Origin of the sequence: Helicobacter hepaticus ATCC 51449, assembly GCF_000007905.1 — a bacterium.
In the GTDB taxonomy this organism is placed as follows: domain Bacteria; phylum Campylobacterota; class Campylobacteria; order Campylobacterales; family Helicobacteraceae; genus Helicobacter_C; species Helicobacter_C hepaticus.
Genome location: NC_004917.1, coordinates 81948 through 94501 on the forward strand (window position 1 = coordinate 81948; position 12554 = coordinate 94501).

General features: G+C 34.3%; 13 protein-coding genes and 1 pseudogene. All 14 read right to left on the bottom strand.

Annotated features, from left to right (window positions below; all coding sequences use genetic code 11):
* Positions 1 to 2: 2 nt before the first annotated feature.
* Positions 3 to 1160 carry a glycosyltransferase gene (locus tag HH_RS00415; RefSeq protein WP_011114923.1) on the bottom strand — a complete coding sequence of 386 codons (1158 nt, stop codon included), beginning with the start codon at positions 1158 to 1160 and terminating at the stop codon, positions 3 to 5.
* A complete protein-coding gene (locus HH_RS00420; protein ID WP_011114924.1) occupies positions 1157 to 2110 on the bottom strand; it encodes a glycosyltransferase family 2 protein in 954 nt (317 codons plus the stop codon). Before HH_RS00420 ends, HH_RS00415 begins: the two co-directional genes overlap by 4 nt.
* Positions 2103 to 3215: a non-hydrolyzing UDP-N-acetylglucosamine 2-epimerase gene (gene wecB / locus HH_RS00425; protein WP_041308902.1), complete on the bottom strand. Its 1113-nt coding sequence runs from the start codon at positions 3213 to 3215 to the stop codon at positions 2103 to 2105. The genes HH_RS00420 and wecB overlap by 8 nt, the downstream gene beginning before the upstream one ends.
* Positions 3216 to 3339: 124 nt before the next feature.
* Positions 3340 to 4074, bottom strand: a complete 735-nt coding sequence (locus tag HH_RS00430; protein ID WP_011114926.1) for a class I SAM-dependent methyltransferase — start codon at positions 4072 to 4074, stop codon at positions 3340 to 3342.
* Entirely contained in the window at positions 4071 to 5714 is a 1644-nt protein-coding gene (locus tag HH_RS00435; RefSeq protein WP_011114927.1) for an HAD-IIIC family phosphatase, read from the bottom strand. The genes HH_RS00430 and HH_RS00435 overlap by 4 nt, the downstream gene beginning before the upstream one ends.
* Before the next feature lie 12 nt (positions 5715 to 5726).
* A pseudogene (locus HH_RS00440) lies at positions 5727 to 6141 on the bottom strand (VOC family protein).
* A complete protein-coding gene (locus tag HH_RS00445; RefSeq protein ID WP_041309188.1) occupies positions 6141 to 6383 on the bottom strand; it encodes an acyl carrier protein in 243 nt (80 codons plus the stop codon). Before HH_RS00445 ends, HH_RS00440 begins: the two are co-directional and overlap by 1 nt.
* A 14-nt stretch (positions 6384 to 6397) precedes the next feature.
* Entirely contained in the window at positions 6398 to 6970 is a 573-nt protein-coding gene (locus HH_RS00450; protein ID WP_011114931.1) for a hypothetical protein, read from the bottom strand.
* Complete coding sequence (locus tag HH_RS00455) at positions 6967 to 7968, bottom strand: formyltransferase family protein (protein WP_050720578.1); 1002 nt, start codon at positions 7966 to 7968, stop codon at positions 6967 to 6969. The genes HH_RS00450 and HH_RS00455 overlap by 4 nt, the downstream gene beginning before the upstream one ends.
* 66 nt (positions 7969 to 8034) lie before the next feature.
* Positions 8035 to 9393, bottom strand: coding sequence for an ANL family adenylate-forming protein (locus HH_RS00460; protein ID WP_011114933.1), 1359 nt, complete (start codon positions 9391 to 9393; stop codon positions 8035 to 8037).
* Positions 9393 to 10904 carry a class I adenylate-forming enzyme family protein gene (locus HH_RS00465; protein ID WP_011114934.1) on the bottom strand — a complete coding sequence of 504 codons (1512 nt, stop codon included), beginning with the start codon at positions 10902 to 10904 and terminating at the stop codon, positions 9393 to 9395. Before HH_RS00465 ends, HH_RS00460 begins: the two co-directional genes overlap by 1 nt.
* A complete protein-coding gene (locus tag HH_RS00470) occupies positions 10897 to 11631 on the bottom strand; it encodes an SDR family NAD(P)-dependent oxidoreductase (RefSeq protein ID WP_011114935.1) in 735 nt (244 codons plus the stop codon). The genes HH_RS00465 and HH_RS00470 overlap by 8 nt, the downstream gene beginning before the upstream one ends.
* Complete coding sequence (locus HH_RS00475) at positions 11624 to 11917, bottom strand: hypothetical protein (RefSeq protein ID WP_011114936.1); 294 nt, start codon at positions 11915 to 11917, stop codon at positions 11624 to 11626. Before HH_RS00475 ends, HH_RS00470 begins: the two co-directional genes overlap by 8 nt.
* Positions 11918 to 12481, bottom strand: coding sequence for a GNAT family N-acetyltransferase (locus HH_RS00480; protein ID WP_011114937.1), 564 nt, complete (start codon positions 12479 to 12481; stop codon positions 11918 to 11920). It lies immediately after the preceding gene.
* Positions 12482 to 12554: the final 73 nt, after the last annotated feature.

The following is a 12554-nucleotide window of genomic DNA, read 5'->3' on the forward strand; positions in this document are numbered from 1 at the left end:
GATTATGTCAAAACTTTCCTTAATTTTTTAAATAATTTTAATTTAATACGCTCTGCCTTAATTCTTGATTTTTCTTTACTCAAAATTTTTTTTGAATACGAAGTTTCATTCACACATTGCAAAAATTTATCTATATGTTTCTCTATCAAAAAACTCTCAAAATGCTCTCTTGCCTCTTTGGAACGATGAGACATATTGGCTAAAAAATCATTTAAAATCTGCTCTAAACTCATTAGCTCTTTTTCAGGGATTAAACCTAAATTCATTTCATAGCCCAAAACATAATTTCTAAGCTTAAATGTCCAAAGGAAGCAATCACTAGAGGATTTTTCCATAGTAAAAAACACCATTACAGCAGGGACACCGCATTTTTCAGCTTCTAACATAGAAGTTCCCATAGCAAAGCAAATATCCACATTATTTTGGAGATACAAAGGCAAATCTTTGGGCGAGAGCGTGCCTAGATAAATTATTTCAAAATTCTTATATTCTCCAATAAGATGCTTAGAATCTCCCTCTCCAATGATATGTAACTTTATCTTTTTTTCTATCTTTAATTTTTCTAAATTATCCATTAAATTGATTAAAGCATAAATTTTATCCCTACTTAGCCTCCCCACCCAAGCGAGATTAATGCACTCCTCATCAATTAAAGATTCTTTAGTAAATGAGCAGGGATAATCTTCAAGCACTACGGGCATAATTATCTTTTCATTCACCTCATAGGAGCAAAATTCCTTTGTAGCAATTCTAGTTACTTCGTCCATACAGATTAAGGCGTTATGAGTTATCATTGTTTGCACTTTGTCAATAACATTTTTTCGGGTTGTTCTTGACAAATAACACATTGTATCGTTCATCTCTTCCATATGTAATACCCAAAATAAAAAGAAAAGATTTTTGGTTTTTATTTTTGGAAATTTATAGAGACAAAAAGGAGGAGCAATAATCGTAGAATTTTCAGGCAAAGTAATGCTTTTATCTACTGCGATTTTCTCCACACCCTCACTTAAAAATTCATTGATACAACTCTCTGTAAAATTAATATAGCCTACTCTTATCTGTGGGTAATGCTGTGAGATAAAATTAAGCAATCGCACAAAGAGTAATTCTGCGCCGCCGATAACTTGCGTAGGATAAAAAACATAAATATTTCTCATCTTGTTTGCCTTAATTTATTTCTTCTACTTAAGAACCAAATCCAAAACTTTAGACGATACAACAAGCCAAGTTTAAAAATATAGTCTCTATATTTTCTATCTTTTAGTCCGACATAACAATTCCTCAAATGAACATAAAAATCTCTTTTTTCTTTTGGAGAAACTTCTTTCCAAAATTCTTTCAATTTAGTATCATCTCCATTGATAAAACATAATCTCAACTTAGATGCTAGATTTAGGTTTAAGTTTGGATACTTTTCTAAGTATAAGGGTAAATATTTCTGCAATAAATTCTCTGTTTTCCCAGTAACTTCACCTAGTGATTGGGTATGGGTTAAACTATTTGGGTGTCGCCTATATACATAATGCTTTTTATGAATTACTCCTATTTCTCCTGCAAGTCCTATTTTTAGAAAAAAATCATAATCCTCTACTTTAAATTGAGATTCATCATACTCTCCCGTGAGTCTTGCTATTTTGGCTCTATATAAAAAACACGCCCCTACACTATCATAAGAAATCAAATCTTCTATCTTTGCACTTGCGATGAAATCTTGCTCTTTTAAACCATTGTGCTCGATAATGGTATAATCTGTGCAAACAAGCACTTTATTTGGATTTTCCTCAAGGTAGGCTACCATTTCCTCAATCGCATTTTCTAAATAATAATTATCATCTGAAGTCCAAGTCCAATATTCTCCACTTGCCGCATTAAAGCCTATGTTGAGAGACTTTGGTAACTTTTGATTGATTGCATTATGAATGATTTTAATCCTAGAATCCTTTTTTGCAAATTCTTCTATAATGCGAGGTGTGCTATCAGTAGAGCAATCATTGACAATAATCAATTCTAAATTTTTATAACTCTGTTTTAATACACTCTCTATACTTTGGGCTAGGAACTCCTCTCCATTAAAAGTAGGCAGGACTATACTTACTAATTTATCCATTTAAAAATCTCCTTATAATTTTCTCAATTTTTTGGCTTGCCTTTCCATCTCCATAGGGATTTACACCATCTATTGTGTAACCTTGAGACAAAACCTTTGTTGCTTCTTTAATAATCTCACTACTCTTTGTGCCTACAAGTTTTGCAAATCCCTTTTTGACACCCTCCATTCTTTCTGTCCTATGGCGCAAGATTAAAATAGGTACACCAAAAGTTGGAGCTTCCTCTTGTATGCCTCCACTATCTGTTAAAACAAGTTTTGCTTTTTGCAATATATAAACAAGTTGAGGATAATCTAAAGCCTCTGTAAGAATGATATTTTGATGTATAGATAACCTTTGGCAAACTCTATTTTTTACATTTGGATTAGGGTGTAGCGGTAGGATAAATTGATGAGAGGGGAATTTGGAAGATAGTACCTCTATAGAATCTAAAATATACTCTAGTCTCTGCCCGTGATTTTCTCTTCTATGAGCAGTAACCAATACTATGCCCCCCCTGATAACATTCACATTTTTTGATTTCCAAAATTTTGATGCACTTTGCAATGCTTTTTTATTGAGTAAAGAAAGTGCATCAATTCCTGTATTGCCTACTTGATAGATTTTATCTTTGCTTATTCCCTCTTTTTTAAGAGATTTAGCAGATTTTTTCGTTGGTGCAAAATGCAGGGTTGTAATTCTGCTTACCATTTGCCTTATTGCTTCTTCTGGAAATGGCTCAAATAAATCGTAAGAACGCAATCCTGCTTCAATATGAAAAATAGCCGCCTTATGATAAAAGCTAGTGAGCGCACCTGCGAAAACGCTCATCGTATCTCCTTGAATAAATACCCCATCAACTTTATGATTTTTAAAAACCTCTTCTAATTTTACTAAAATTCTAGCCTGCAATGATGATAAACTCTGATTTTCTACCATTACTCCTAGATTTATATCCGCTTTTAAGCCAAAAAAATTCAAAGCTTGATGAGATAACTCTTTTTGTTGTTCTGTATTGCAGAGGATAACATTATATTTTTGAGGATATTTTTTAAATTCTAGCATCACAGGAGCTAATTTTATCGCTTCGGGTCTCGTCCCAAAAATAAATAACAAGTTTTTCATTCTTTCTATTGTTCCTTAATGATATTTGCCCTTATTTTAGCAAAATTAAAACAATATTGACACAAGTTTAATGCCCGAAGGTTGTTATTACAATAATCAAAACCCTACAATTTAATGTTTGATGCTACTGCGCCACAACATAAATATCCCCTGCTATTTGTGGATAAGCCTCCCCTAACTCCATAAATGCAAGAATCATTTGAGAATCCCAATGCGCTTGTATTTGAGCGTTTGATAAAGGCTTGAGCCAATAACCACCACTATCAATAACCTTTAATCCTGCTCTATCAAACTCTTTTTGTAAAGATTGTAAGTCATAAATACGTCTATGCCCGTGAAAAATATCTGCCTCACTCATAGAATCTTCACTCTTTAATAAACCCATTTTAACCGCAGCTTGACGATGAATAGAATGAGAATTAGGCACTAAAGAGAGAATTATACCCCCCCCCCCCGAATTATTTTCATTAGGCTTAAGCCATTTTTTGGCTAATTCTAAGATTTGCTTGGGAGATTCTACGTGTTCTAAAACGTGTCCCATTATGATACAATCATATTTCTTGCTTGGCTTAAACTCCTCAAATAAAGCATTATGCACATTTAAATGAGGAAATTTCTCTTTTAGATTCTTAGCAAAATGCGAGGAACCCTCTAAAACTTCAAGATTCTCTACATAATCCACTAAATACTTTGTCATCACTCCCTCTGCGGGACCCATTTCTAAAACATCACCACCACGATAAAATCTCTTAAAAATCTCAAATCCATAAAATATCTCCAAGTTCGTTACTTCTTTGGCTTGGAGTGGATTATCGTAATCTTGTGCGATGTTTTCTAGTCTTTGCTGTTCTTTTTTCATTTTACTTCCTTTATGTTGATTTTAAGTCCGTCTGTATCTAGCTCTGAAACTTTGAGAATCACAAAATTTTCACTTTTGGATTCTCTATTCAAAGAGTCAAGAAAACTCAAAAATGGCGCATTTCTCGCTCCATTTTGATAATACACCTTAACATTCTCTTTTTTTACTTTTAAATAATCTGCCATTAAGCTTAAAGATTGAAAAAGCATAATATCCTCTATCTTTCTACCAAGTGCGCGACAACTCACGCATAAGTCAATAAGACATAAATGAGTCTCTTCACTTTTGCCTACAAAAATGCCAATAATCCCACTATCGCTTAGCTTATCTTGCATCGCAATAGACACAACACAATATTGCTTATCCATAATCCACCCTCGCACTTGCTCTAGACTCGGGCGTGTGTAGTTTGCGATAAATTGATTGGTTTTGTTGAGCAGCTCTTCAATCCTCTCTACATTATCTATATCATTTATGCAAAACTCCAGCTGCATACAAAGGCTTTCAAAATACTCACTCTTAGGCAACTCTTTAAAAGATTCTCGCTGCACATTTGCTCTTATATCTAAAGAACGCAGTAAGTCTTCTCTTTTTACATTTATCTTTTTTAATTGTGGGAAAAGACTAAGGATTCTTAATACTTCAGATGGTGAGGTTGCTAAAATCGTTTTTACACCCAAACTTTGCACACTTTGCACTTCAGCGAGATTATCATCAATAAAAAGTATAGAATCTAATCCTATATTAAATCTCTGCGCTATCTCTTGCAAGCTTTGGGCTTTAGGATTCCAATTTATTTTTTTCATATCAAAATCTCCCCATTGAAGCACAAAATCTTTTCTTGTTTTAAAAAGCTCTTTTGCATCCTCCTCCTCATTTTTTGAAGCAATGGCAAGTAAAAATCCTTGCTTTTTGTAGGAGAGAATCTGCTTTTGCAAGTTTTGATAATCCTCATTGATTATAATTCCACTTATACCATCTTCACCTAAAATACCACGATAAAGCGTATTGTCCAAATCACATACGATTGCCTTTAGATGAGGAAGCAAAAAAGCTGGAATCCACACAAGCCCAAGTAGCTGTGCGAGCTTCACACAGGCGAAATTACTTAGTCTTGAGCCTGTGATTTTACTTTTCACCTCATCTATTAAATCACTTTTATTAAACCCACTTAAAAGATGAGAGATAAAAACAATCTCACAATCGCTAATGTCTAAAAATGCTTTTAAATCCTCTGAATCTTCATCAATATTCGTATCAATATCTAAAGCAATAACCAAAATAGGAGCTAAAGAAAGATGTCTTAATGCCTTTAGCCTCTCTAAAAGATAGGGCAAAATCGCTGTGTTTTTATAATGATTAAAATCAATCCACACTATCTCCAAATCCGCCTTTTGCCACACTTCCTCTTGCATAAAGGCAAACAAAAAGCTCTCATCATAAGAGCTAAGATTAAATTCGCCAAAAATACCACTTTTTTGCAAAAAAGGATTGATAATACTGATAATCGCCTCAAAAGCGTGATTTCTATGAATATTAATCTTACATTTTTTAAATACATTTGCGTGCTTTTCTCTCAATCTTGCAAATTCTAAAATCTCTTTTCGCGTGAGATTTTCTTTAAATACATCTAATTCCATTGTTTCCTCCACTTATTTTTCTTCTACTAATTCCACTAGCAAGCGGTTTTTAAGCATAACAAAGCAAATTTTTTTGAAATAACTTGCACTCGTAATGGGCGTTATGAGCATATTACCCCCCCCCCCCCGCTATTAGCAGGGATTGCATATCTTTTTGTATATCCTCGCTCTTATAAGCAATATGATACATTTTTGTCTTGTTTTTGAGGTAATTTGTAAGCGGACCCTCTTCGTGCAAATTTTCTAAAAGCTCAAAGCGATATTGTGGCAATGCCCTATCACTTGGAATCACAAATATCCCTTTAACTCCCTGCATCTTATCTATAAACTCATCTTCTTTGATAAATCCAAGACTCTTAAAAATACTTAACTCTTTATGTATATCTGCACTCGCAATGCCAATATGGTGAATAGGTAAGCGAATCATTATAAAGCCTTTTTATTATGAGATAAAATCTCTTGCACCTTTAAAATAAGTGATTCTTGAGAGACAATAGAGGCTAAATCACTCTCTTTAAAGCAAATGCCAAATTCTTCCTCTACGCTCATTACAATATCAATATGTGCTAAAGAACTCCATTGTTCGCAATTTTCCATACAAATATGTGTGCTTTCATCTACACACATATCCAAAACACTGCTTAAAATCCTATAAATGCGTTTTTCTATTGTATTTTCCATACTCACTCCTTATGTAATAATAAAGTCATTTTTGGTTTGTGCTTTTGATAATCTTGCTGTGTTAAAAGCAAAATCTCTAAGCCCTCTTTCTCATCAAATCCCGCTTTAAGCGCACCAAATTTAAGATGATAGTTTAAGACACGCGTATTTTTGGGATTTGTTGTAAAGACATTTTTATCATCTAGTTTATAAATCTCAAAAAATGCCTGTTTTGTGAGCAAATCAGATTCTAAAACTTGCAAAAAACTCGCCTCATCGCTCATAATCCAGCGTCCAATCTCATAAAAACATAAATGAGAATCTAAAACAAATTGATTATAAGTAGGATAAATGCTATTTGTCCCTAGACTCTTCCCTTGCTTATCCTCTACGATGAAATACCACTCATTCTCTAAACTCTTATAGCGATTCATATAAGCTATTTGATTTTGCAAGTTATTTTGCGTCTTATGAATATATTGCGCTTTTTTCTTATCCGTTCTTAAAGAGAGGATAAAAGCAGAATCGCTTACCTCCGCCTCACGTAAATTAATATATCTGCCCTCAATTTTGGGGAAATTATGCGTATTTATCATACAAGCTCCTTTTTGTAAAATATGCTTGTGCGTGTGCATAAATGTAAATATAGACAAAATAATGTGTAAGAATTTTTTGAGTAGAAAAAAAGATTGAAAAAAGTATAAAGCAGAAGGGCTTTATATAAAGGATTATACCCCCCCCCCCCCGCAAGAATATCTACTTTTTGTGCGATAATCTTAAAGCCATCAATACCCGATAGAATAAACTCATTCTCACTTTCCTCAAAGACATTTGCTCCGATAAATTCCTCGCTTAAAATGCTTTTTGCCACCCTCACACCCCTTAAACGCGGGAGCTGATATTCTCTAAAGATAAAGGCTCTTAATTGATTATGGATTTGAAAACTTGTTTTTTTAAGATTTATGTTGATATTTTTCACATCAATCTCTGTGCGTGAAAAATAGCACGATTGCGTAAAATCTTGCTTAGTGCGCTTAAAGCCACCTGTGATCAAAGAATCCACATTTTCTTTAAGTAATAAAAAGCCTTGCGCCAAATATTTAAAATACAAATCCCGCGCACTCTCTTGCAAGCCTAGTTCAAAAATTCTTTGCGCGATAATATCTCCTGTGTCAATGCCATTATCAATACAATGCAAAGTAACACCGCTTGTGCGCTCACCATTTAAAATCGGTGTGATAGAAGTATAAACGCCCTTATATTTAGGCAAGGCGGAGAAGTGGATATTATAAAGCCTCTTGCTAGCAAATTGCTCTACTTTAAGCAGTCTATCAAATTCTAAAGAGAGGAAAAGCACATTTGGGATTTGCTGCACTTGCTCTAATGTGCAGACAGGGATACTTGTTTGTAAAGCATATTTTAAAAGTGAGGGTTGCCAAGTGTCTATGCCCACATCATCACGATTTGGGATTATACAAATCTCATCGTGAGCAAATTTTGAGCGCAAAAGTTTAAGCGCATTAAGCGCAATCGCATTTTTGCCTGCAATACACACTTTGAGATGATTGAAATTATTTGGGAATCTTACGCGCATAGCTTAAGCTCCCCACGCACAAGATTTGCCCTTTTAAGAGAGCAAATAGAGAAAAATATTACTCTATTATCCCCCCCCCCCGATAAGTCGTAGTTTTTTGAATCTCTCACTCATTGCTAAAGATTCTACAATTTCTACTTTTGTAGGGATTTTGAAAGCTGCAAGTTTATCTTTACAATACATTCTAATGATTTTTTTTAATTGGATATTATTTAAAAGAGCATTAGTTTGACTAAGCACTATTTTCACACTCACACTTTGCCCTGTAATCGCATTAGATTCTCCATAAACAAGACAATCCTTAATATCTGACATTTCTAAAAGTATGTTTTCAACTTCTTGAGGCAGCACTTTTTCGCCCCCAACATTTATGACTTCTTTGCTTCTCCCAATGATTTTAAGGTATTCCTCTCCATTAGATTCTATAATCTCTACCAAATCCCCTGTGGCGAAATATCCCTCATTATCAAAGACACTATTATCTGCGTTAAGATAGCCCAAAGTCTGTGTTTTAGATTTAAGATAAAGCTCATTATTGATGATTTTATAATCAATATTTTCCAACTTTATAGCATTTTCTTTGGTTTTTGTTTGTGTGATTCCCACCTCGCTTGTCCCAAAAGTTTGGTGAAAATGCGCTTTTGGAAAAGCACTTTTTAATCGCTTCAATAAAGAATCTGGCATTTTTTCTGTCCCATAAGTAATGACTTTTAAAGCACTCAAATCATACTTTTTATGTGCTTCGCTCAATAACATAAGATTAAGCAAACTTGGACTTGCGGGAAGAAGCGATATGTGATAATCTGATAAAGTCTTGCATAATAAATCAATATTTTTACGATGCTTTATAGCAACTCCGCACGCATTCATACTTAGGGTATTAAAAAGCGTATTTAACCCTCCAATATGGTCAAAAAGTAAAAAAAGTAAAACATTCATCTTTTTGGTCTTTTTAGACAAATAGACATTTAAGAGATTATCCAAATTATGCACCATAGTTTTCGGTCTGCCTGTGCTGCCACTTGAAAAGAGAATTAAACCCGACTTATGCTCTCTAAATAAAGATTCTAAAAGTGTGTGTTTTTTGACAGGAGAATGAATTGATGTAATTTTTCCCCCTGTATAGAGATAATCAATTTGTGCTTCTTGGCACTTGAGCGAATCTTCAGGTGTATGCTCCACAAAAGGAACAATAATATGTTTTTTTTGTATGCACGCGAGCAAAAAACTCACGCTCTCTATATCATAATCTCCTACAATACCTATAACACTAGGTTTTATAGAATCTAAAAATGTTAATTGCTCTTTGAATGCTGCCCATAAATCCCCATAGGTAAATCTTTGTCCATCATAAATAATAGCATTTAAATGCTCATCACATTGTGCTATTTTTGCTAAAAAAGGGCAAAGATTATCTATTTTCATTACCCTGCCCTCTGCATATAATAATTATTAGAAGGCACAAAGAGATGATTTGTGCATATTTTTAGATATGGAGAATAAGACGATTTTTTGCGATTTTGAGAATATGTATTGCAAATAAAAGTGAATGTGCCATTTTTGGAATCCACTTGAGACTCCAAAATAATGACAAAAAGGGAAATATTTAACGCCCCCCCCCCACGAACATTTCTCAATTTTTTGAATCTCTCACTCATTGCTAAAGATTCTACAATTTCTACTTTTGTAGGGATTTTGAAAGCTGCAAGTTTATCTTTACAGAAGATTCTTATTTGTTTTTTGAGTTCTAAATTTGAAAATAAAACTTTAGCATCTAAAACGACTTTCGCACTCACGCTTTGCCCTGTAATCGCATTAGATTCTCCATAAACAAGACAATCTTGAATATAGGGCATTTTTAGCAATATTCCCTCTATTTCTTGAGGCAGCACTTTTTCGCCCCCAACATTTATGACTTCTTTAGCTCGTCCTATAATCTTTATATACTTTTGCCCCTCTTCCTCTCTCACTTCTACTAAATCCCCCGTAGCAAAATATCCTTGCTCATCAAAGACACTATTATCCGCGTTAAGATAGCCAAGTGCTTGTGTGGGGGATTTGATAAAAAGCTCATTATTGACAATCTTATAAGAAGCATTGACAATTTTAAAAAACTCTTGCATATTTTTTGTTTTCATTGCATTGGTTTCGCTTGTGCCAAAGCCTTGTTTAAAGTTCGTATGGGGCAATGCTTGGTGCAAAGATGCTAAGAGTGCTTCACTCATTGGCTCACTACCATAAATAACTAACTTTAAGGAATCTAAATCATACTTGGTTATATCTGATAAAAGCAAAAGCCTAAGCAATGTCGGTGAAGCGGGTAAAATCTCAATCTCATATTGCTTTAGAGCACTTAAAATAAATTGTGGCTGCCTTTGCTTAGGGATTACCAAAGTCCCACCTCCACCTAGAGTATTGCACACCACGTCAATACCTGCAATATGGTCAGGTAAATACACGCTTAGCACCCTTAGAGGGTTTGCTTTTTTTGCACTATATGCTGCAAGGAAAGTATCTAAACTATGCACGATAGCCTTTGGTTTGCCTGTGCTGCCACTTGAAAAGAGAATTAACCCGCTTTGCTTAGAATCTTTCAAAGATTGGAGTAATTCATATTTTTGAGAATCTACGCGCTTAATTGCTCCATTATGGACTTGTAATATAAATTCAATACCAAATTCACCCACATCAAAATCCATATTTCTAGGAAGAATGGGCACAATAATACATTTTTTGCGATAAAGAGCAAAAAAATAAGTGATTTGCGCAAAGCTATAATCTCCCACTATTGCCACAATACTACCTTGTGGTATCTGCAAGGATTGTCTTTTAGATTCTATACTTTGAAGTAAAGCTGCATAGGTATAAGATTTATCATCGCAAATAAAAGCAATATTTTCTTTAAAATAGGATATTCGCTGCAAAAAATCAGGCATTTACCCCTCCTAGATAGATTACCTGCCCTGTAATAAAATGACTTTTTTCATCACAAAAAAATTCAATCACATTTAAAACATCTTCAAAGCTTCCAAATCGCTTGATAGCCTGTTGATTTAAAAGAGAATCCATTTTTGCCTTTGGCACATTTTTGATTAAATCTGTTGGCACAGGCGTAGGACCCACAGCATTAAGCGTAATACCAAACTCGCTTAATTCTTTTGCCACAACTTGCGTGAGATTGACTAAAGCCGCCTTCGAGGCAGCATAAATCGCCTCTCCCTCTAATCTTAGGGGCGTTGCTATGGTAGCAAAATTGACAATCCTATAAGGCATAGTGCGCTTAAAATCTGCATTGTGTTTTTTAGAATCTTGCACCATTACCTTAGCCACTTCGCGTAAAAACAAAAAACTCCCAAAAACATTGGTATTAAAAATATTTTGCATTGTGCTAAAAGGTGTAGTAAGAATATGATTCATAGAGGCAATGCCAGCATTATTAAGCAAAACATCAATTTTTCCAAATTCTTTTTTTACTTCTCTAATCATTGCTACTACTGCCTTTTCATCACTCACATCAAGCTCAAAATGCCTATAATTGTGAGATTCTATACTTCCTTTTCCACGAGAGCAACCGCACACGATATGCCCTTGTTGCAAATAATATTCACTTAAATCCTTACCGATGCCCTTTCTAGTGCCTGTTATAACAATAACTTTATTCATTAACTTGAACTTTTGTGAGGATATAAGAAGTGAGTGTTGCCACATCTTTAAAAGGTGAGTTTCTCGCACTCATCGTTTTTTCATCAGCTAAGACAATATGGATATTTAAAGCACTTAGCATTTCTTCTAAATCTGCGATAAAACTCACAAGTGCCAAAGAATCTAAATGTCCATCTATGCCATAAATTTTTGTTTCTAATGTAGGCGTTTTAAGCTCATCGTGCTGTATTTCATCAGCGAGATTTCTTAAGGCTTCAAAAATCACATTTTGTATTTTTTCTTTCATTTATTCTCCTTTTGATAAATTTGATAAATGTGGGGGCAGAAATGCCACAAATGCCTTAGGTATAGCCTTAAAATCCTCTTTAGAGAGACTAAAGTAAAAATTGAGTGCATCTTGGGCAATAATTGTTGCTCCAAATCGTTTATGAAATGCTACGACTTGCGTATTTGCCTTTCTCACATCAAAACGCGCATTAGCAAATCCAAGTGTATAAAACCCAAAAGCATATAAGCAAAGTGCGGATTCTATGGCAGTGTAGCTTGGTGCGTCATCTTTGATAATCCAACTTCCCCAACAAAAACTATCTTCTTTAAAGTCATAGATTCGTATCGCTCCAAAAGATTGCTCTTCTAAGGATTGGATAATAAAGTAAAACTCTTTGCCTAAAGCCTCACGTTTTTTATACTCTGCTATCCATTGCTCTTGTGATGAGATTCCACCTGTGGTTTGCGTTAAAAATTGTGCCTTTTTATCACTCCGTAGAGAATAAATAAAACCCGCATCACTTAAACAAACTAAGCGCAGGGAAATATGTTTGCCTATGAGCGGAAAGGTATATGTGTTCATCACATCGCCTTCCCATGGTTATTTACTCTGTTATTTATAGCTTGATATGAGTTTTTGGGATTTTTAGATTTTA